We start from the raw sequence: 23,220 nt of genomic DNA on the forward strand, positions 1-23,220 counted from the left end.
ACGGCTCGTCGTGTAGATGATAGCTTCTCTATCGAAGAAGTAGCTCGCAGAACTGCTAGACGTGTAGATGATAGCTTTTCTATTGAGGAAGTAGCTCGCAGAACGGCTCGTCGTGTAGATGATAGCTTCTCTATCGAAGAAGTAGCTCGCAGAACTGCTAGACGTGTAGATGATAGCTTCTCTATAACTGAATAGGTGGTGCTATGCTTTCTATTCTAAAAGCAATATTCAACATTAAAGAAAAAGAAAATTCTATTGCTGATCGCATTGAAATAAAAGAAATGCCGGCTAAATCATGGTGGTCTTAGTAATTGAATAAACTTAAATAATCGCGATACAAGGAAGTTCGCCGTTATTATTTTTGAAACTGTATAGTACTTAAGTATTAAGCTTTAAAAATTAAACAACCAAATCCAAACTTCTTATTTATCTTCATTCTCTTCTGCATACAAAACATCGGCCAAACAAAAGGACCGAATACCATTCCAGCTAATGTCCAACGCTTATATCCCAAGCCACTCTTAAGAGCCTGGCAATAAAAAAACACAGCGCAAATCAAACCTAAGGTAACAAATAAAGCTAACATGAAATAATATCTCAATGAATAGAATAAAAATCTATGGAAAATTCTGGCGAAAAATATAGCAGTAATACAAGTGGGTAACAAGATTAAAGCTATACTCAATACAACTATACATATAACATTAACAAGCCTATAAAGCCCCTAAACAATAATTAAATATAATATTAAAAAGTTATCTAGAGTTATTTAATCTCGAGGCTGAGCCTAATTCTATTTTTTAATCAAAAACTTAAAAACAATTAAATCTGAATTACATGAACCTATTGAGGAAAGATCGATCCTATTAATCGGCTAAAATTAACCGGGCACATGGAAAGTATTGATACACATACAAATTAAGTTAATAAAAAACTCAATCAATCATATCAGCCAAAGCCATTTTGGTGATTGAGCTAATTTATTTACTCTGTAAACAAGTAACCTAAAGCTTCATTAATCAGTATAGTAAGTTATCTTATTTTCTGCCATTTTGATTAAAGCTTCACATGGAGTATATCTATCGCCATAAAGTTCAGCCCAAGACTTCAGTTTTGTAACTAAATAATCAGCACCTAGTTTATCAATATACTGAAAAGGACCACCTAAGAAAGGAGGAAAGCCTATTCCAAATATAGCGCCAATGTCTCCATCTCTTGCACTTCTAATAATGCCTTCATCTAAACATCTAGCAGCTTCATTTAACATCAAGAATACAGCGCGTTGATTAATAGTTTCATCTGACAATGACGATTTTTTGACGATTCCTAATAGATCATATATAGACTCGTCTGCTTTTTTTCCTTTAATATTTTTACCGTATTGATAAAAACCTTTATTCGCTTTTTTACCTAAACGGCCATCTTCTATTAGTAGGTTAAAAGCTGGTGGTGTAGTAAACCTATCACCTAGCTCACTTTGTAAAATAGGGCCAATTTTTGAACCAATATCAATACCTACTTCATCAAGTAATTGCATTGGACCAACAGGAAAGCCAAAAGAAACTAAAGCTTTATCAAGCTTCTCAATTGATTCGCCTTCTAAAAGCATTAATGCCGCTTCATTCACATAAGGAGCCAGAATTCTGTTTACATAAAATCCCGCTTTATCTGCTACAACAATAGGTGTTTTGCCTTGTTTTTTAGCAAATTCAACAGTAGTAGATATAGTTTGCTCAGAAGTATTTTCATGAGGGATGATCTCAACTAACGGCATTTTATCTACCGGAGAAAAATAATGTAAACCAATTACATTTTCTGGGCGTTGGGCTTTTTCAGCTATTTTACTAATAGGTAAACTAGAAGTGTTACTTGCAAAAATTGTATTTTCACTACAATACGACTCAACCTCCTCAACCATTTTTTGCTTCAATGCTAAGTCTTCAAATACAGCTTCAATCACCATGTCGCTGTTTTTAAATCCGCTATATTCTATCGTTCCACTAATTGACGAAAGTTGCTTTTGCATTTCACTAGCGCGAATAAAGCGGCGCTGTACTTTTTTATTAAGTAAGTTATAACCATATTTAAGGGCTGAACTAATCCCTTGATGAGAAATATCTTTAATCCTAACAGGTACATTAGCTTTAGTTGCTGTGACAAAAGCAATGCCTCCACCCATTAAACCGCCACCTAAAACAGCAACATTTTTAACAACTTCAGGTTTAACACCAACTACACCTAATTCTTTCTTCATTTCAGTTGTTGCAAAAAATAACTGACGAAGCTGAGCTGATACGTCGGTTTTAGCTAGTTCACCAAAATAGTTAGCTTCTGTTTGGTAGCCTTTTGCTGACGGTCCATCAATTCCAGCTTTTACACATTCAATAATTTTAAGTGGTGCTGGATAATTACCTTTGGTTTTAGATAACACAGATTTTGTCGCTTGATTAAATACAATACTGCGACCTAAAGGATTATCTTCAAGTAACTTATCTAACAAAGACTTTTTACGTGGTTTGTTTAAGCTTTTACTTCCAACTTTATTTGATAAAATAATGTCTTCAGCTGTTCTAACCAAAATACTTTGCGGTACAACATGATCAACTAAGCCAGCTTTTAATGCTTGTTTCGGACGTAAATGCTTACCTGTTAGCATCATATCTAATGATTTTTGAATACCAACAAGTTTAGGTAAACGTTGGGTTCCACCACCACCAGGCAACAAACCTAATTGTACTTCTGGTAAGCCTAAAGCTGTTTTAGCATTATCGCTACACACTCTAGCGTGACAAGCCATTGATAGCTCTAAACCACCACCTAAACAAGCACCATTAATTGCTGCTATGATTGGAATAGGTAAATTTTCTATTTGCTCAAAGACACTATGTCCTTGTCGAGAGAGGAAAACAGCTTCTTCAACGGTTTCACAGTTTGCGATCATACTAATATCTGCACCAGCAACAAATGAGTCTTTTTTGCCACTTAGTAAAACAATACCTTTTATGGTGTCATCGGCTTTGATTTCAGTAAGAATCTCAAGTATCTGTTCAGCAAATTCAGCTTTCAAAGTATTCATAGCTTCGCCAGCCACATCCATTACAAGATGTGCCACGCCATTACTTTGTTTGATCAGAGTGAAAGTATTTGTACTATTGTTCTCTACTTCGTTATTTTGTTCGATTTCTGTTGATTCAGTCATTAATCTGTCTCCACTATCATTGCAACACCTAAACCACCTGCCGCACATGCTGTGGTTAATCCTGTTCCGCCGCCTCGTCTATTTAATTCATTTAACGTTTGAACAATTAAACGTGTACCTGTTGCTGCAAATGGGTGACCGTAAGCAATAGAACCGCCCATTACATTAAACTTATCCATATCAATCTCACCAATAGCTTGATCTCGACCTAAATGTTGTTGAGCAAACTTTTGACTAGCAAACATTTTAACATTGGCTAGTGCTTGAGCAGCAAAAGCTTCATGCATTTCAATTAAATCTAAATCTTTTAATTCCATTCCAGCTCTTGCTAAAGCAATTGGCGTAGCAAAGCTTGGCCCCATCAACATGTCTTCCCAAACGTCGATAGCAGAAAAACCATAACTTTTAATGTAGCCTAATGGTTTATAACCTAATTCTTTTGCCCTGCCCTCACGCATCAATAAAATAGCAGAAGCCCCATCCGTTAATGGAGAGCTTGTTGCTGCTGTTACGCTGCCATATTTACGGTCGAATATTGGTCGTAACTTCGCGTAACTTTCTAGTACTGAGTTTTCACGAATACAATTATCTTTATCAATAAAACTTTTATAAGGTTCACTATGAGCAGCCATTACTTCACCAGCAAGTTTGCCTTCTTGCCATGATTGAGTTGCCAATGTATGCGAACGATGAGCTAATGCGTCTTGTTCTTCTCTCGAAATAGAATAAGTTTTTGCCATTTGTTCAGCAGTTTGTCCCATCGACAGTCCTGTAGAATATTCAGCAACAGCAGGAGCAACAGGTAAAAGATCTTTTAAACCTAAACGACGAATTAAAGCTATTTTCTGCCCTAAAGTTTTGGTTTTAGTTAAATCTAATAATGTTTTTGCTAAGTTTTTAGTCACACCTACAGGAGCTACTGATGTTGAATCAGCCCCACCGGCAATACCTACATCAATCATTCCTGTCATAATTGATTCGGTAATATTAACGGTTGATTGAAAGCTTGTCGCACAAGCTCTAGACACACTATAAGCATCAGTATGAACATTCATCTTAGTGCCTAATACTATTTCTCTAGCAATGTTTGGCGCTTCAGGCATTTGAACAACTTGCCCAAAAACAAGTTGTTCAATAATTTGCGGATCAATATCATGTTTATTCAGCAATTCATTAACAACCATTTTGCCTAAATCTACAGCTGGCACCCCATGAAATGCTGTCGCTTGTTTTGCAAATGGTGTACGTAATCCTGCAACAACAGCAATACGTTCACCACTTGATGTGACTAACTTAGTTTGTTTCATATTTATTCCTATGTAGCACCAGCTATAAGTTAAACAAAATAAACCTTTAATTATGTTTAACTCTTGATTGTGGAAACTGATAAAGCTTTATCTTTCCACTTATTTTAGTTGCTAAAATTTGATTTATTATTTAAATTTTAGTTCAAACCAAGAGGTCAGACCTCTTGATTGATAATATGATTTTAACTTTTTTTGTAAAATATTCAATAGATATAACCACACACAGAACTAACAGTCTTAAATTAGTTAAGTATTAACGTTTAAGCTTTATGTAATATAAAAAACATTTAATGACTAAAAATAGTGTGTTACGAACTATTTTAAATAAACGGTGGCAAATAAAGAGTTAATAATTTTAGTTAAATCATTTTTAAAGCACGAAAGTTCACCAAAACAAAACTCGTTATGAAAAAATTACTTACAAATTCATAGTAGCAGTTGTTTTTCAAATGATTAACCATATATCTAACACTAGTCTAATTAGGCTTGTTTGATGTTTAATCTAAGATAAATCTTAGGTTTACATATTCAAGCACTCAAATAATCAAAATATAAATAAAGAATTAAGTACTCGTTATGGCAATTGCACATTTTTCATCATTAAAAGAACATTTATCTGAACAAATTATTGGGCAAACAGCGTTAGTTGAAAATTTACTTATCGCTTTATTAGCTAATGGACACTTAATTGTTGAAGGTCCTCCAGGTTTAGCAAAAACAAGAGCGATTAACTCTTTAGCTGATGGCCTTGAGGCAGACTTTCATCGAGTACAATTTACGCCAGATTTATTACCCGCTGATTTAACAGGTACTGATATCTATCGTCCTGAAGATAGCACCTTCGTTTTCCAACCGGGTCCTCTTTTTAGAAACTTAGTATTAGCCGATGAAATAAACCGTGCTCCAGCTAAAGTACAATCAGCATTGTTAGAAGCTATGGCAGAAGGTCAAATTACTGTTGGTAGAAAAACCTATCCGCTTCCAGATTTATTTTTAGTTATGGCAACGCAAAACCCTATTGAGCAAGAAGGTACATATCCTTTACCCGAAGCACAATTAGACCGCTTCTTAATGCATCTAGAAATTGATTACCCTGATGCAGAGAGCGAACTCGCTATTTTAAAACTCAATCGCGGTGAAGCTTTGAAAGAAGCTAAAAAAGTGATTGAAGTGATTTCTCAAGCAGACATTTTTGCCGCACGTGATGAAGTAATGAAAATTCACATGGCACCAAGTATTGAGAAATACATTGTTGATTTGATCATGGCAACTCGCTCGCCAGAAAAATATGACGATAAACTAAAACTTTGGTTAGCTTACGGTGCAAGTCCAAGAGCAACAATAGCCTTAGATCGATGTGCTAGAGCACGCGCTTGGTTACACAACAGAAACTTCGTAAGTCCTGAGGATGTTCAAGCTGTATTCCACAATGTATTAAGACATAGAATTCTATTAACTTATCAGGCAGAAGCTGAAGGCATGACGACTAATCAACTACTTGATCATTTATTAAGTTTAGTGGCGGTTGCTTAACCTGCCTTTATTTGAATTAATTTTAACTTCAAACTTTATAAACAAGGCTTGAAATAAAGTTAGATACAAAACTTATAAAAAATAAGAAAACGATATGTGGTTTAGTCACAAACAAGAAAAAGCAACACAGCACAATACCGCACAAATATTAGAAAGCCTACTCGCTAACGGTATAGACGTGTCGATTAATGAATTGATCCAATATCAAACAAAAACTTCATTAATCAACTTAGCTGCTAAAAAAGATCTACACGGCAAAATGTCGGGTAACTACCTTGCGCGCAGTAAAGGCAGAGGTATGGAGTTTGATGAAGTTCGTCATTATCAAACAGGCGATGATATTCGTGCAATTGATTGGCGAGTTACAGCAAGAACAGGTATTACTCACACAAAAGTATTTCGTGAAGAAGTTGAACGTCCAGTTTTAATTGCTACCGACCTGTGCGACAACATGCTATTTGGTAGCAAATTATTATTTAAATCTGTTCAAGCATCACATTTAGCTGCCTTAGTTGCGTGGCACGCTAAAGAACGAGGCGATCGTGTCGGTGGAATTGTGTTTAATCAACAAAAACATACCGAACTTAAACCGCGTAGCCGTCAGCAAGGGGTTTTACATTACCTTTATTCGTTATCAAACATTCATCAAAACACATCTGAAGCTTTATTTAATTCAGCAATGAATACTTCAGACAACCCAAATTTAGCCCAACAAGCTTTTGATGAAAATTGCGGAAGAATACGACAACTAGCCAAACCAGGTAGCTTAGTTTATTTGATAACAGACGGTAATCATTTATCGCAAGAGTCACTTCGGCATCTAACTAACATCAGCCGACATTGTGAGTTAGTGATTTGTTTAATCTCAGATCCACTTGAAACTGAACTACCTAATAGTAATAAAAAAATCAATGTCTCTGTTACCGATGGTACGAAGAAACAACAACTATTAATTGGCGACAAAAAACTAGCACAAAAATATAAAGAACAAGCACAAGCCTTAACACACAGTAAAGAAGCCCTACTCACTAAAGCAGGTGCACGTATTTTACATTTTTCTGCTGGTGCAACTCTAGAAACTCAATTAAAAAATGGGATTACATCGTGGACCCGTTAGCACAACTACAAGACATACAATTACCTGAGAAAATCCATAATTATCCATTAGCTATTGGCTGGTGGATAATCGCTGTTATTTGCATCGCTTTACTTATATTTATTAGTTTCAAAATTATTAATTATAAAAAATCTCGACGCCTTCAACAAAAAGCTATTGCCCAAATAAAATCAAACAACACACTAAATACTGCAGACTGTGTTGCTGTTTTAAAGTGGGCTGCACTGAAATATTTTCCTCGTAAAAATGTTGCTAATTTATATGGTAATAATTTCCATAAATTTCTACTTGAAGCTTTACCAAATAATCATCAAGAAGAATTCAAAAATCTAAGCAAAGATTCACTCCAAACCATGTATGAGAAAGACTTATCAGATAGCGATAATATTAGCTTCCAACAAGCTTCAGTGTTTTGGCTTAAACATGCTTTACCTCCAAAAACTAATAGCGTTACAAACCAAACGTTAATGGAGAGCAAGCTATGATTCATTTTGAATGGCCTATGTTATTCGCTCTACTCCCGCTTCCTTTACTGATTTATTGGTTACCAAGTAAAAATAAATCAGAAGCTGTGCCATTAAAGGTCCCCGTATTACTTGAAGGTATAGATACAACAATAGCGGCAACATCAAATAAAAAAACCTCACTGATTTTATTATCACTCGTATGGGGCTTATTAGTATTAGCCTCAACAAGGCCACAGTGGCTAGGCGAAGCAGTGAACATACCTTCTGAAGGTCGTGAAATGATGATCGCTGTAGATCTTTCAGGCAGCATGCAAGTTGAAGATATGTCGCTAAATGGTCGAGTGGTAAATCGTTTAGAAATGCTTAAAGTACTCCTTGGCGACTTTATAGAAAGACGAACAGGTGACAGACTCGGCTTGATCCTTTTTGCCGATGATGCCTACATGCAAACGCCTATGACTTTTGATCGTAAAACCGTTAAACAAATGCTCGACGAAACTGTATTAGGCTTAGTTGGACAACAAACAGCCATAGGTGACGCCATTGCGTTATCTGTAAAACGTTTTAACGAAGCTGAAGATTCAAACCGTGTGCTACTTCTACTTACTGATGGACAAAACACTGCAGGAAAGATAACACCCGAAGAAGCTTTAGAACTTGCTGTAGCTAACGACATAACAATATATTCCATAGGGATTGGCGCTGATGTAATGCTTCAACAATCGCTGTTTGGCACGCGCAAAGTTAATCCATCTAACGACTTAGATGAAAAATCACTAAAAAATATAGCCGACAAAACTAATGGTCAATATTTTAGAGCAAGAAGTAGTGAAGATTTAGCCAAAATATATGAACTCCTTGATACTTTTGAGCCTGTGGAGCAAGATCAAAAACAAATGCGCCCTCTTAGTGCTCTATATTATTGGCCTTTAGGCGCAGCCCTAACTTTATGTTTTATTTATTTAATCATCACTAATATTACTGCTCGTAGTTCAAGAAGGAGTGCCTAATATGACAGACTTTCATTTTATTCGTCCGTTATGGTTTTTAGCTCTTTTTGCTTTATTTTTAGCAATGTATTTATTAAAAAAAATGCGAGTGAGTCAATCGGGTTGGCAAGGCTTATTACCTAAACATTTAGCTAATGTATTAATTACTAACTCACAAGCTAATAAACCCTTTTCATTAACTATACCTTTTATTTTAGGCGTACTTGCTATCACCGCAATGGCAGGACCTAGCTGGCAAAAACTACCACAACCAGTTTATCAATTAGCTCGTGGATCAGTATTAATTATGGATATGTCTTACTCGATGTACTCCACCGATTTATCACCTAACAGATTAACTCGTTCACGTTATAAAGCCGTTGATTTACTCGATAATATTAATGAAGGAGAAATGGGCTTAATTGCTTATGCTGGCGACGCTTTTATTATTAGCCCGTTAACTGAAGACATTAATAATATTAAATTGTTACTTCCTTCATTGTCTCCAGATTTAATGCCTGAGCTAGGCAGTGATCCAATGCGCGCCCTAATACTTGCTGATGAAATGCTAAAAAATGCAGGTCATCAAGACGGCGATATTTATTGGTTTACTGACGGTATTGAGAATAGCGAAGTTCAAGACATTACAGAGTGGTCTAGAGAACATAATTACCGACTGAACATTTTAGGCGTAGGTACCAAAAACGGTGCGCCTATAAAATTAAGTAATGGCGAATTCATGAAAGATAATAGCGGTGCTATTGTCATCCCAAAATTACGAGGTAATTCACTTAAAGGTGTTGCTCAACGTGGTAATGGTCAATATGTACGATTGCAGAACAATAACAGCGACATACAAAAGTTACTTAAAAACAACCAACTTCTTTCAGGTTCGGGTGAAGAGCAACAAAAAGAAAGCTCAAACACAGGAGACCAATGGCAAGAAGCAGGTCCATATTTAGTACTTATCATTCTTCCTTTTGTTTTAATGTACTTTAGGAGAGGACGATTACTAGCCATTCTACCTTTAGTGCTATTTTTAACGCCTTCAGATCAAGTGTATGCAGATGTTTGGAGTGATTTATGGAAAACCAGAGATCAACAAGCTCAAAATAAATTTGACCAAGAAAAGTATGCAGAAGCTGCTCAGCAATTTAAAGACCCTTTATGGCAAGGTAGCGCGCATTACAAAGCGGGTAACTTTGAAGATGCGTTAAAGTCTTTCCAACAAAGTGACAGCGCCGAAGCATTATATAATCAGGGGAATGCCCTAGCTAAGCTAAACAAGTTAGACGAAGCAATAGAGAGTTATGAAAAAGCATTAGATAAAAATCCAGATTTAGAAAGCGCCAAAGCAAATAAAGCATTGCTTGAACAACTCAAAGATCAGCAGCAACAATCAGATCAAAACCAAAAAGGTGATGATCAGCAAAATGGCGATCAACAAGAATCTGAACAAGAAAATGATAACAGCCAAGAGAGCGACGAAAATCAAGATAACCAACAGCAAGGTGATCAACAAAATGATTCTGAAAATGATCAACAAAACGATCAGCAATCTAGCCAAGAAAATAGCGAACAAGATAATGAGCAAGACGGCGAGCAACAAAACTCTGATTCAAAAAATGAAGAAAACTCAGATAGCGAATCAGAACAGCAACCTCAGCCAAATGAATCTGAAAATGAAAACCAAGATGAAGCCACTGAACAAGAATCACAAGCTGTAAATGAACAAGAAAACACTACAGATGAAAACCAAACAGAAGAGCAAAATGCTCAAGCTGCTCGAGCCGCAGAGAAATTAGCGCAAGAAGCAGAACAAAAGCACCAACAAATATTAAACAAAGTGACAGACGACCCATACCAATTACTACGCAATAAAATGCAGTTGGAATACAAAAAACGTCGTCAAAATAGAAGTACTTTAGGAGAAACCAAAAAGTGGTAAGAAATATTATTCGTATAATCGCCTCTTCAATAGCGGCAAGCTTATTACTTATTCAATCAGCTTTTGCTTTAACACAAGTAACCGCAACAATTGACAAAAATCCAGTCATGGATAAAGAATCTTTTGTTCTTCAAGTTATTGCTGATGACGATGTTGATACAAATGCTTTAGATACATCGCCTTTACTTAAAGACTTTATTGTTGGCCGAACATCAGTTAGTACACAAACAAGTATGGTGAACTTTGACACCACACGAACAACAAAATGGACAACGGTTCTAATTGCTCGTGCACCCGGTAAATATACCATTCCAGCTCTCACTGTCGAGTCAGTATCTACAGCTCCTATTTCAGTTGAAGTATTAGAAGCAAGTAGCCAAGGTGCTGCTAAAACACAAGATATCTTTATCACTACGGATATCTCAGCAAAAGAAGTTTACGTGCAACAACAACTTACTTTAACAGTAAAATTACATTTTGCTGCTGAATTAAAGCGTGGCAGTTTGTCAGAGCCAACATTAGATGGGGCGTCAATTAATCAAGTAGGTAAAGACATCGAAAATGACTCGATTATTAATGGCAGACGTTATCGAGTTATCGAACGAAATTATGCAATAAACCCGCAAAACAGTGGTGAATTTGTTATTAAAACACCGATATTTTCTGGTGAAATAATCTCGCCATCAAGCCGTCGTAGTCAATTTCTTAGCTTTACAGATACCAAACCAGTTACTGTTTTAGGTGAAGATATTCATCTTAGCGTAAAACCTATTCCTGATAACTACCAAGGAGTATGGCTGCCAAGCGAAATCCTGACCTTACATCAAGAATGGCAGCCAGACGGTGAAAGCTTTATGGTAGGCGAGCCCATTACTCGAACACTAACATTAACAGCAGCAGGACTCTCAGAAGAGCAACTTCCTCAATTGGAAATGACCTCCCCTTCAGGTATCAAAATTTATCCTGACCAAGCAGAACTTCATACAGGAATAAGTAACGGTCGATTAGTCAGTCAGAAAAAGCAAAACTTTGCCTTAGTAGCAAGCAGAGTCGGTACATACGAACTACCAGAAATTCGTTTACCTTGGTGGAATACGGTTACCAATAGAATTCAATATGCTGTCATTCCAGCAAAAACTGTCACCATAACACCTAACGATGAAATGGTAGAAGAATCAAAAATCACAGGTGTTCGTTCAGATAACACTAATGTAGAGACAACGAATTCTGACTTATCAATGCTACAAAATGACAAGACTTCTGCAGATGTTCAAACGGTTATTGTAACTAAAACATCATGGTTACAGTGGTTATTTCTAGCACTTTGGTTATTAACTTCTTTAGCTTGGTTACTTTCAGTTTTAAGTAAAAAGTCAATATCTACAAAACAAGTAACACCAGTAAAAAATAATCACTATAAAACTTTATTGAAAGCCTGTGATAGTAACAATGGCGAGCAAGTATTAAAATCACTAGTCACTTGGGCTGATGAACATTTCCCAGATAAAAACGTATCAACACTTGACGATGTAAAACGTATTATTAATGACACAAGCTTTAATGAAGAATTAACTAACTTACAAGCATGTTTCTTTGGTAAACAGACTCAACAATGGCAAGGACAAAAGTTAAAAACGCTCATTATTGAAATCAATAAGCGACCTAAAAGTAAGCAAAAAGAAATTGTAACGTTAAATCCTTAATAATTATTACATACTAACTGTTGGTATTTTGGCTTATAACAAGCTCAAAATATCAACAGTTAATTCATCCTATACAACACATAAACTGGTCAAAATACAGACAATAAATACAGTTAAACAGTTAAAGTTATATAAATAGAGCAAATATCCTTATTATTATCCTAAAACTTTCAATGAAATTCGCAAAATCTCTGTAAAAATGTCATAGTTATCATTTAATATTAGCGATTGTATGTATCGCCTCTTTTAATTATTCACCACGTTGTAAAGTTATTTAGATGATAAAAAAACTTTTTGGAAATAAAAAACCACCCGAGCAGGTCTCTTCTAACATGGCTACTAAACAAGTTAGATACGAAGCACTCGTTAAAGCTCTTCATGCTGATTTATATCGCTATGCATACTGGTTATGCCGCGAAAAACAAGTAGCTGAAGATTTGGTGCAAGAGACCTTTTTACGTGCTTGGCGCGCTTTAGACTCTTTAAAAGATGAAAAAGCAGCTAAGTCGTGGCTGATCACTATTTTAAGGCGTGAAAACGCCCGTCGTTTCGAAAGAAAACGATTTGAAATGAGCGAATATGAAGAAGCCACGATAACTGATACCCAATCAATGAGCTCAGAACAAGACATTGAAAACCATTGGTTACGTGAAAAGATAGGCTCACTTCCTGAAGAATATAGAGAACCTCTAGTTTTACAGGTAATAGGTGGTTTTAGCGGTGAAGAAATCGCAGACCTTCTATCTTTAAACAAAAACACAGTAATGACACGATTATTTAGAGCAAGAAATCAGCTCAAAGAAGCATTAGAGAAAGAACCAGAAGTACGAGGTACATACAATGGATGAATTACAATTTAGACGTAGTATATACGAAGATCCTCACAGCACAGACGAAGACATACTCAACGCGAAGGCATCGGATCCTAGTAAACAAAAGTTTGCTAAAGAAATTCAACAGCTAGATGATAAAATATTAAACGCATTAAAAGTGCCTGTTCCTGATGACATGGTACAAAAGCTTATTTTACGTCAAGCACTTGAAAGCCATCAGCAACAAAAAAAGAAGAAACGTGTACATTTAGCGCTAGCCGCTTCTGTTGCGTTTGCTATGGGCTTGACCCTTAATTTCATGAATTTTTCAACTGCTTACACAACAGTTGGCGACTATGCTTTTGCTCATACAGAATTTGAAGCGAGTCACTTTTCGAATGCTGACGAAGCTAAAGTTTCTTTAGCCTCTTTAAATAAAAAGATGGCAGCGTTTCATGGTAATTTTTCAGACAACCTAGGCCAATTAATATTTGCTGACTATTGTCGATTTGATGGAATGAAAAGCCTACATTTAGTTTTTAAAGGAGAAACATCTCCGGTAAATGTATTTATTTTGCCTAATGATGTAGATATAGCATTTACTAACAGTTTTTCTAATCAACAACTTAATGGTAAGTCTATGCAATTTAAAGACGCAAATATTATTGTTGTAGGTGATAAGAGCGAAGCTTTAGATAAATGGCAAGATAACATTAAATCAAATGTAACTTGGTCTATTTAGTTTCTTAATCAGACCATTTTCAAGGCTCAAAAAAAAGGTTAGTCATTACGACTAACCTTTTTTATGTCTACTCAATAATTATTATCATAATATAAATAACCTGATCAACTTAGTTAAATTAATCAACTCGATATTATTGAAACACTATTAATGTTGTTCTTCTACTTTATCAAAGATATCTTCGATTTCACTCGATGCTTTGTATGTAAATTTACTTACAATCAGAATCGTTAATGTACATACAATAAAGCCTGGTACGATTTCGTACACAATAGAGCTTAATGATTGCCCATTAATACTTACAGGTAAGTAAATCCAAAGTAAAACAGTCGTGGCACCAGTAATTATGCCTGCTAGAGCACCATCTTTAGACATCTTTTTCCAGTACAAGCTTAAAATAACTACCGGACCAAATGCCGCACCAAATCCTGCCCATGCATTACTCACTATATTTAATATTGAGCTATTAGGATCTTGCGCAAGCAATATGGCTAACAACGCAACTACAACAACTGAAATTCGACCTACTAACACTAAATGTTTGTCTGAAGCTTTCTCATTACAAAACATCAAATAAAAGTCATTTGTTAAAGAGCTTGATGTCACTAATAGTTGGGACGAAATCGTACTCATAATTGCAGCTAAAATCGCAGCCAACAAAAAGCCAGCAATTAAAGGATGGAACAGCAACTGAGATAAAACGATAAAAATGGTTTCAGGATCTTCAACCTTCAATCCTGTTGCAGAAGCGTAAGCAATACCCGCAAATCCAGTACCTAAAGCTCCAATAACAGCAACAATCATCCATGTCATACCAATATTTCTAGCAAGAGGAATATCCTTAACAGAACGAATTGCCATAAATCTAACAATAATATGAGGCTGACCAAAGTAACCTAAGCCCCATGCTAAAGCTGAAATAATAGATATAACACCCATATTATGGAACATATCTAAAAGATTAGGATTAATAACTGCAACACTATGCTGTAATTCGCTTAAACCACCTACTTCCATAACAACAACAGTAGGAACTAAAATAAGCGCGACAAACATAATACAACCTTGAACAAAGTCAGTTAAGCTTACCGCTAAAAAGCCTCCAAACAAGGTATAGCCAACAACAACACCTGCAGTAATATATAAACCTAGGTGATAAGATAAACCAAAAGCACTTTCAAAAAGTTTACCACCAGCAACAACTCCCGAAGAAGTATAAACGGTAAAAAACACCACAATAACAAGAGATGCTACTACTCTTAAAACATGGGTATTGTCCTGAAAGCGATTTTCAAAGTAATCAGGTAAGGTTATCGCATCATTAGCGAGTTCTGTGTAAGTGCGTAAACGAGGAGCAACGATAAGATAATTCAGAAAAGCGCCAGAAACTAATCCGACAGCCACCCAAACACTGCTGAAACCCGTAACAAACATAGCTCCAGGAAGTCCCATGAGCATCCAACCGCTCATATCAGAAGCACCTGCAGACAATGCTGTGACTGATGGACTTAAACTTCTCCCCCCCAACATGTAACCCGATATATCTTTTGAGGATTTTCTATACGAATATACGCCTATGTATATCATTACAGCAAAATAGGCTGCTAGTGAAATAATACTGCCTAACTCCAAGTATTTCTCCTTAGTAGTTTTCGTTAATTATAATGTATTTATTCATTTTACGATGGTTTTCGTGCCCCTTTATAACATATTTGAACAATCTATATAACCGTCACTTGTATATGGTTAAAAACACCTAATCTGTTGAAAAGTTGAAAAACTTGATGAAATATATCCATATTTCCAATATATTCTATTAACGATATTAAGTAGCTAACATGATTAAATTTATCTATAATTTAATCATATTTGTTAAAGTTTTTTTATCTCGTGTAGAGTTTATTTTTAAGCAGCAAAGAATTTATCTAAGCAGCTATAGTTAAATAAATGTAACACTAGGGGATTTATGTATTTTTACGCGGCCAGACAGCCTATTTTAGATCTAAACAAAAAATTATACGCTTACGAGTTACTATTTCGTGACAGCATAAATAATGTCTTCCCTGATATTGATGGCGATGAAGCAACCAGTAAAATGGTAGAAGCAAGCAAATTTAATATGGGCATTGCCGACTTTACTGCAAATAAATCTGCTTTTATAAACTTTACGCTTGAAACCTTGAGTCAAGGTTATCCTGAAATGTTATCTCCTGACGAACTCGTTGTTGAAATTTTAGAAACTATCAAGCCAGGTAAACGTTTATTAGCTTTATGTAAAGATTTGTATGAGAAAGGATACACCCTAGCGTTAGATGATTACGAACATCAAACAGTTTGGAAGCATTTTTATCCTTATGTAAAAATCATCAAAATAGATTGGCAGAAATCTAGTACTGAAGAAATTAAAGAAATAATCGAAGCTGTTGCTGATCAGCCTCATATAAAATTACTTGCTGAAAAAGTAGAAACTTATGAAGAATACAACCAAGCCGTCGAACTAGGTTGTGTGCTATTTCAAGGTTTCTTTTTTGCTAAGCCTGAGATGATGAAAACAAAAACCCTTACTCCTTCTCAAATGGCAATGGCAGAACTACTTTACGAAACATCTAAGCCTGAATTAGATCTTGCAGGTATTACGTCTGTTTTTGAGAGAGATGTCAGTCTTTCATATAAATTACTCCGCTACGCAAATTCAGCCATGTTTAAACGTAGAAACGAAATATCTACTATAAAACAGGCCCTAGTTACACTAGGCTCGATAGAATTAAAACGTTTTATGGGATTAATGTTTGCTTCAAATGTTAATCCAGATAAACCTTCTGAACTTATTAACTCGGCTATGGCGAGAGCTAAATTCTGTGAACTTGCTGCAAATAACATTAAAAACAACGTTGATAGCTCAAAAGCCTTCTTAACAGGTTTACTGTCTTTAATTGATGCAATATTAGATGAAGATATAGAAAGCATTTTAGCTAAATTACCGTTAGCACAAGAAATCAAAGACTCATTGTTAACGCGTGAAGGTGATATAGCTCAATTAATTCAATTAGTAGAATTTATTGAGCATGCGCAATGGGATGAATCGGCTGTAACAATGGATAAACTAGGTTTAACAAAAAATCTGGTGATTAAAGATTATAACGACGCTATAGCTTGGGCAGATGAACAAAGCCAATATCTGCAATAACTATCTAAGGTAAAGATCCCTTCCTATTTAAAAGATAAAAAAGCCGAGTAAATATTAATGTACTCGGCTTTCACCTAAATAAGCTTACATTTTATTTTAACCAAACTAATTCATTCCTATTTAACTAGCGACAACTCATAGTTAAATGTTCTGCATCAATAGACTCAACCGTTATATTCGCAAGGTCTAATGTAAATTGTCCTTTAGACGTCAATTTAAATGGTGAAGTTAAATCTCCCATTTTCATACCTGCTTTACTAAAACAATGCATATCTATTGATAAACTTTGCCAAGTATTAGGAATTAATTGATTAACCAATGATTTGATATCAATTACAGCCCCGCAGTAATCTTGGCCTTCACATTCCATCGATAGCATGAGTTCTTCGTTTACATAAGCAGATGTTTTCACCATAAATGTAAGTGCCGAACCTTGTGCTAAATCAGGTCTAAAATCTTCCCTGAAGCTACTCTTACTTTCGATCATAACACCGGCATTTGTAGCCCCATCAAATTCCAATTGCATCGCATCTTCCTGAACATGGTAATCTGTAGTTCGGTATTTTAAGCCTTTAATAGTATATGCATTTGTTTTCACTTCAATTTCATTATCACCAGATACCAACCACAACAACCACGGTTTTTTCATGGTTCCCATATAAATCTCACGCGTAATTGAATCAGTTGCTGTACGATCGAACTTTTCATTCAGCTCATCAGATAAAACATTATCATCACCATATTTCAAACCAAAGCCATACGGTAGTAACGGTTCATAAATAGCATCATAACGGTTAACAGCCGTTTGATTAGGTAACTTAGGCCAAGAAAATGATAGCTTTCCTGTAAAATCATACTGAGTTTCATTATTTGCAGATTGAAGAATAACATCAGCTATTCCTTGCCCTTCAGTACCCGGTAACCAAACAGCTACAAATGCATCAGAGGCGTTTATCTCAGCATTTACCCACATCGGTCTACCACTTATAAATAAAGCAACTACTGGTATACCTTTAGCTTTTAAAGACTTTAATAAAGCAAGGTCGCGTTTTTCACCTAATTGATAATCGAGATCGGTTCTATCGCCATGCCCTTCTGCATAAGGTTCTTCACCAAACACAACAATAGCCACATCAGGTTTTACCGAGTATTCACCTTCAACATTGAGAGTTGTAGTTCCACCGGCAGCGTGAACTTGTTCAGCTATACCTTGATAAATAGAAGTTCCACCGGGGAATTCTTTATTGGTATTTTCAGTACCTTGCCAAGTAACAGACCAACCACCCGATTGCTTAGCAATATTATCCGCACCATCGCCAGCCACTAAAATATGCTGTTTAGGAGAAAGTGGTAAAAGATTGTTTTTGTTTTTTAGTAAAACCAAAGATTGACGAACTGAATCTCTTGCTAAGGCTCGATGTGCTTTAGCGCCTATTAACTCATTTTTACCTGATAAAACTCTATTTGCAGGACTAGGCTTATTAAATAAACCGGCTCTTAATTTCACACGTAAAATACGACTAACCGCATCATCAATTCGAGCTTGTTTAATTTCGCCTGCTTTAACTTGCGCAATAATATTTTCATAAAGAGGTTTCCAAGCACTCGTTGGAACCATAAAAATATCCAAGCCCGCATTTACTGCTTGAGCACAGTTTTCGTTTGAACAACCTTTTACTTGCCCATGACCATTCCAATCGCCCACAATAAAACCATCAAACCCCATTTTGTCTTTTAAAACATCATTAAGTAGGTATTTACTGCCATGAATTTTATTACCATTCCAACTATTAAAAGATGCCATAACAGATTGAGCGCCTGCATTTAAACCACCGATATAACCTTGGGCATGCAGCTTATAAAGATCAGCTTCCGAATCAATATTATCCCCCTGATCATCACCCCCAACGGTTCCACCATCACCTAAAAAATGTTTAACGGTACTAATAACACGGCTTTCACCTAGAAAGTTATCGCCTGCAGTGCCTTGTAGTCCTTTAACAATAGAAGCCGCATACGTTTTAACTATTTCAGGATCTTCTGAATAACCTTCATAAGTTCTGCCCCAACGATCATCACGAACAACGGCAACAGTAGGAGCAAATACCCAATCAATACCTGTAACTAAAACTTCTTTAGCAGTAACAGCAGCAATGTCTTCAATCAATTTAGGATTATTAGCAGCACCTAAACCTATATTATGTGGAAATAAGGTAGCGCCAATAACATTGTTATGGCCGTGAACCGCATCTGTTCCCCACATGGTTGGAATATTGATACCGTCTAAACTATCATCAACCGATGCTTGATACATATCTTCTGCAAGCTGTGCCCAATCACTTGGAGTTGCATCTTTATTGCCATAAGGAAACGAAGAACCACCATTTAAATAAGATCCAAAACCATATTTGCGCATGTCTGCAACAGTAATATCTCTAATTTCTGGTTGGATCATTTGAGCAACTTTTTGCTCTAAAGTCATTTTAGCAAGCCACTCTTGAATCTGACTTTCGATTTGTGGATCTGTTTTTACTTCAGAATTGAGCTTTGGCCAAATTCTATTTTTTTCTTCTATAATTTTTGCACTATTGTTTTGCTCAACACCTGTACATCCAAATATCAAAATCCCCAAAGAAAAACTTAAAGTAAGCGTCGCTGCTATATTATTTACGGAGACACTTAGTAAACTTTTATTATATTTTTTCATAAAAAACCTACGTATTCATAGATACATCTTCTACTAAAACTAGCTCAACAGTATAGTTTTGTACCATCTTTAAAAAAATTATTATTGTTTTTTAATCAAGAACAACCCCGATCAAATTTATTAAAATGTTATATAAAACAATCAAAAAGGCACCTATCATCATTATTATAACTTCATTCAAGCACTGATATATCCAATAGAATATAAAATTTATTGACCTTTTATAGATAAAACACTAACCTAAATGTAAGCGCTTTCATAGTGGTATTTTAAATATCTCTAGTGGCCCATGTAAAAAATTATACCAATTTGATTAATGAAGTGATCTACTTTTTCATGAGGAAAAATGGATAATTACAAGGCATAAAATTTAGTAAGTAGTTATTCTACTTATAAATTTTATAACGCCGTCATTATTAATTTTAACCGTTAAAAATGAGCAGTTAATTAATCAACTTGGTATTACATATTTTAATTCTTAAACTATTGCTTGGACGTAACATGAGAAAACTATCATTACCTGCAGATTCTAAAATGCTCACCTCTTCATTCACTTATGGTGTAGCAACTGCCTCATTTCAAATAGAAGGTGGCATCGACTCCCGATTACCTTGTATTTGGGACACTTTTTGTGCGACTCCAAATAAGATAGTTGATAATTCAAATGGTGCTATAGCTTGTGACCACTTTAATTTATGGGAAGACGATATAAATTTAATTGAATCGTTAGGTGTAGACGCTTACCGTTTATCAATTTCTTGGCCTAGAGTTATGCACAAAAATGGCGAGCTAAATAAAGAAGGAGTTCAATTTTACCTTAATATTTTAGAACGCTTAGAGCAAAAAAACATTAAAGCCTTTGTTACCCTATATCATTGGGATTTACCACAACACATTGAAGACAATGGTGGTTGGTTAAATCGTGAAACCGCATTTTTATTTGCAGAATATGCAGACAAAATATCTAAAGCGATTGGTCACAAAGTACATTCGTTTGCGACTTTGAACGAACCCTTTTGTAGTGCTTACTTAGGTTACGAAATAGGTATACATGCTCCAGGTAAAGTAGGAAAAGAATTTGGCAAGAAAGCTGCTCACCATCTACTACTCGGTCATGGTTTAGCATTACAAATACTTAATAAAAACTGCCCTGACGCACTAAATGGTATTGTTTTAAACTTCACGCCCTGTTATTCAACAAGTGAAAAAGAAGAAGATATTGAAGCGACTAAATTTGCCGATGACTATTTCAACCAATGGTATGCAAAGCCAATATTTGATGGTGCTTACCCTGATATTATCAATCAACTTCCAGAAGAGAATCGCCCTGAGATTTTCCCTGGTGATATGGAAATTATTTCACAACCTAACGACTTCTTTGGTATTAACTTTTATACTCGCGCTATCTACAAAGCCGATAAAGAAGAGCATTTCGTTCAACTAGATCCACCTGCACCAAGAACGGATATAGGTTGGGAAATTTACCCACAAGCACTGAATCAATTATTAACATCACTTCACGAAATTTATGAGCTACCGCCTATTTACATAACCGAAAATGGCGCAGCAATGAACGACCAACTAGAAGATGGCGAAGTGCATGATATTGATCGAGTAAACTATTACCAACAACATTTATCAGTGGTAGATAATGCTATTAAAAGCGGAATAAAAATTGATGGATATTTTGCTTGGAGTTTAATGGATAATTTTGAATGGGCTGAAGGTTACTTAAAAAGATTTGGTATTGTTCATGTGGATTATGAAACTCAAAAAAGAACCATTAAAGCCAGCGGCTTAGCTTATAAAAACTTAATATCAAATAGATAACTCATAAGTTATACCCACAATTACAAATAAAAGATTGGTAAACAGTTATAGAGAATTAACAGCGATTAAAGCTTTTAATTCTCTATTTTATTGATAAAAATAAATCGGTCTAAACCGATAATAATAAAAATAACTAAAGAGCATAATAATGACAAGATTACCCTTTTCAGAAAAAGTCGGTTACGCGATGGGAGATGCCGCAGCTAATTTAGTTTGGCGTGGTGCTCTGGCTTATTTAGCTGTTTTTTATACTGACACTTTTGGTTTAACTGCTGCAGCAGCTGCTTTACTATTTTTAGTTGTTCGATTATCTGATGGCATAACAGACATCATGGTTGGCATGATTGCTGACCGAACCAACACCCGTTGGGGCAAGTTCAGACCTTGGATTTTATGGTCAACTCCCCTACTCGGTTTATTCATGGTGTTATGTTTTACCACACCAGAATTAGGCGATAATGCAAAACTTGCTTACGCCTATTTCACTTATATCGGCTTAACCTTAGCTTACACACTCAATAACGTACCCTATTCGGCTTTAATGGGCGTAATGACCGACAGCGATACCGAAAGAACAAGCTTATCCAGCTTCAGATTTGCAGGTGCATTTTTAGGTGGCCTTTTAGTTATGGGCTTTCTGCCAGAGTTGGTTGCCTACTTTGGTGATGGAGATGATGCTCAAGGCTATCAGTATGCCATGTACCTTTTTGCTACATTACTTGTTACCTTGATGGTGATCACATTCGCAACCACCAAAGAGCGTGTTGAAGCCCCGGTAAATCCTGACTCAAACTTGAAACAAGAGCTATGGGATTTAACCAAGAATCTACCTTTCATCATCTTACCTTTACTCTCAATGACTTTGTTTTTCTATTACCGTGAAATCTACAGCGGCTTATTCTTTGTTTTTGTCATGTCATTAATGGGCTTCTTTATTAAAAATCTGATAAAGAAATCTCCTGACGATATGACAGGCACGCAACGTGACATGGTAGATCTATTAACCAACAAACCTTGGTTAATCTTATTAGGTATGGGATTTTTAACCATGATGTTTAATGGTATTAAATACGGCGTTATTGCCTATTATTTTAAATACCATGTAGGTAACGAACTTATGGCTGGTCAGTACTTTGTTGCATTGTTGGTTGTCTCTATTCTTGGTGCATTGGCCACAGAACACCTATCTAAATGGCTCGGTAAAAAGAAGTTATTTATTATTTCTCTACTACTTAGCGGTATCTTAACCTCTGCATTTTATTGGGTACCTCAAGGTAATATTACCGCCATTTTTGTATTAGGTTGTTCAGCTGAATTTTTTGCTGCCATTATGCCAACCTTATTTTTTACCATGCTAGGCGATTCAGCTGATTATTCTGAATGGAAAAACAAACGTAGAGCAACAGGTTTAATATATTCCGCAGGTACTTTTGTGCAAAAAACCGGTGGTGGTTTTGCAGGCGCTTTAGTGTTGGTGGTACTAGGCAGTTATGGTTACAACGGTATGGATGTATCAACCATTGAGCAGTCTCTTCCTGGAATGCAATTATTAATGAGTTGGATACCTGCTGCTTTCGCTTTTATCGCTGCGGCATTAATGTGCTTTTATCCATTATCAAGCGAACATAACAAACAGATATGTTCTGATTTAATTAATAGAAGAACTAATCCCTAAATAT

16 protein-coding genes are annotated in these 23,220 nt (G+C 35.7%); 12 read left to right on the forward strand and 4 right to left on the reverse strand.

What is annotated here, in order from left to right; all coding sequences use genetic code 11:
- The coding region (locus tag Q5N69_RS12455; RefSeq protein WP_304369270.1) for a hypothetical protein at nucleotides 1-195 on the forward strand (195 nt) is incomplete at its 5' end.
- A gap of 820 nt (nucleotides 196-1,015) precedes the next feature.
- On the opposite strand, the gene fadJ is transcribed toward Q5N69_RS12455, so the two are convergent.
- Together fadJ and fadI are read right to left on the reverse strand one after the other, a co-directional pair.
- On the reverse strand, nucleotides 1,016-3,199 hold the full coding sequence (fadJ, locus tag Q5N69_RS12460; RefSeq protein WP_304369272.1) for a fatty acid oxidation complex subunit alpha FadJ: 2,184 nt from the start codon (nucleotides 3,197-3,199) through the stop codon (nucleotides 1,016-1,018).
- Nucleotides 3,199-4,506, reverse strand: a complete 1,308-nt coding sequence (gene fadI, locus Q5N69_RS12465) for an acetyl-CoA C-acyltransferase FadI (protein WP_304369274.1) — start codon at nucleotides 4,504-4,506, stop codon at nucleotides 3,199-3,201. The genes fadJ and fadI overlap by 1 nt, the downstream gene beginning before the upstream one ends.
- Before the next feature lie 576 nt (nucleotides 4,507-5,082).
- On the opposite strand from fadI, the gene Q5N69_RS12470 reads away from it, so the two are divergent.
- From Q5N69_RS12470 to Q5N69_RS12505, 8 genes are all read left to right on the forward strand, one after another.
- Entirely contained in the window at nucleotides 5,083-6,039 is a 957-nt protein-coding gene (locus tag Q5N69_RS12470) for a MoxR family ATPase (RefSeq protein ID WP_304369275.1), read from the forward strand.
- A 94-nt stretch (nucleotides 6,040-6,133) separates the two neighbouring features.
- Nucleotides 6,134-7,156, forward strand: coding sequence for a DUF58 domain-containing protein (locus Q5N69_RS12475; protein ID WP_304369276.1), 1,023 nt, complete (start codon nucleotides 6,134-6,136; stop codon nucleotides 7,154-7,156).
- Entirely contained in the window at nucleotides 7,144-7,641 is a 498-nt protein-coding gene (locus Q5N69_RS12480; protein WP_304369277.1) for a DUF4381 domain-containing protein, read from the forward strand. Before Q5N69_RS12475 ends, Q5N69_RS12480 begins: the two co-directional genes overlap by 13 nt.
- On the forward strand, nucleotides 7,638-8,633 hold the full coding sequence (locus Q5N69_RS12485) for a VWA domain-containing protein (protein ID WP_304369278.1): 996 nt from the start codon (nucleotides 7,638-7,640) through the stop codon (nucleotides 8,631-8,633). The genes Q5N69_RS12480 and Q5N69_RS12485 overlap by 4 nt, the downstream gene beginning before the upstream one ends.
- A 1-nt stretch (nucleotide 8,634) precedes the next feature.
- Complete coding sequence (locus Q5N69_RS12490; RefSeq protein WP_304369279.1) at nucleotides 8,635-10,560, forward strand: VWA domain-containing protein; 1,926 nt, start codon at nucleotides 8,635-8,637, stop codon at nucleotides 10,558-10,560.
- A complete protein-coding gene (locus Q5N69_RS12495) occupies nucleotides 10,554-12,263 on the forward strand; it encodes a BatD family protein (protein ID WP_304369280.1) in 1,710 nt (569 codons plus the stop codon). The genes Q5N69_RS12490 and Q5N69_RS12495 overlap by 7 nt, the downstream gene beginning before the upstream one ends.
- Nucleotides 12,264-12,595: 332 nt before the next feature.
- Complete coding sequence (locus Q5N69_RS12500) at nucleotides 12,596-13,111, forward strand: sigma-70 family RNA polymerase sigma factor (RefSeq protein WP_304369281.1); 516 nt, start codon at nucleotides 12,596-12,598, stop codon at nucleotides 13,109-13,111.
- Nucleotides 13,104-13,817 carry a DUF3379 family protein gene (locus Q5N69_RS12505; protein ID WP_304369283.1) on the forward strand — a complete coding sequence of 238 codons (714 nt, stop codon included), beginning with the start codon at nucleotides 13,104-13,106 and terminating at the stop codon, nucleotides 13,815-13,817. Before Q5N69_RS12500 ends, Q5N69_RS12505 begins: the two co-directional genes overlap by 8 nt.
- A 147-nt stretch (nucleotides 13,818-13,964) precedes the next feature.
- Here the strand turns inward: Q5N69_RS12505 and putP are convergent, their stop codons facing one another.
- Entirely contained in the window at nucleotides 13,965-15,449 is a 1,485-nt protein-coding gene (gene putP / locus Q5N69_RS12510) for a sodium/proline symporter PutP (RefSeq protein ID WP_304369284.1), read from the reverse strand.
- Nucleotides 15,450-15,783: 334 nt separating this feature from the next.
- Here putP and Q5N69_RS12515 point away from each other — a divergent pair, with 334 nt between their 5' ends.
- The gene (locus Q5N69_RS12515) at nucleotides 15,784-17,004 is read left to right on the forward strand and encodes an EAL and HDOD domain-containing protein (RefSeq protein WP_304369285.1); all 1,221 of its coding nucleotides are present in this window, start codon (nucleotides 15,784-15,786) and stop codon (nucleotides 17,002-17,004) included.
- A gap of 124 nt (nucleotides 17,005-17,128) precedes the next feature.
- On the opposite strand, the gene Q5N69_RS12520 is transcribed toward Q5N69_RS12515, so the two are convergent.
- On the reverse strand, nucleotides 17,129-19,711 hold the full coding sequence (locus Q5N69_RS12520) for an exo 1,3/1,4-beta-D-glucan glucohydrolase (RefSeq protein ID WP_304369286.1): 2,583 nt from the start codon (nucleotides 19,709-19,711) through the stop codon (nucleotides 17,129-17,131).
- Nucleotides 19,712-20,212: 501 nt separating this feature from the next.
- Between Q5N69_RS12520 and Q5N69_RS12525 the strand changes: the two genes are divergently transcribed.
- Nucleotides 20,213-21,541, forward strand: coding sequence for a GH1 family beta-glucosidase (locus Q5N69_RS12525; protein ID WP_304369288.1), 1,329 nt, complete (start codon nucleotides 20,213-20,215; stop codon nucleotides 21,539-21,541).
- Nucleotides 21,542-21,689: 148 nt separating this feature from the next.
- Nucleotides 21,690-23,216 carry an MFS transporter gene (locus Q5N69_RS12530; RefSeq protein WP_304369289.1) on the forward strand — a complete coding sequence of 509 codons (1,527 nt, stop codon included), beginning with the start codon at nucleotides 21,690-21,692 and terminating at the stop codon, nucleotides 23,214-23,216.
- The last annotated feature ends 4 nt before the right edge of the window (nucleotides 23,217-23,220 follow it).

Origin of the sequence: Pseudocolwellia sp. AS88, from assembly GCF_030551755.1 — a bacterium.
In the GTDB taxonomy this organism is placed as follows: Bacteria; Pseudomonadota; Gammaproteobacteria; order Enterobacterales; family Alteromonadaceae; genus Pseudocolwellia.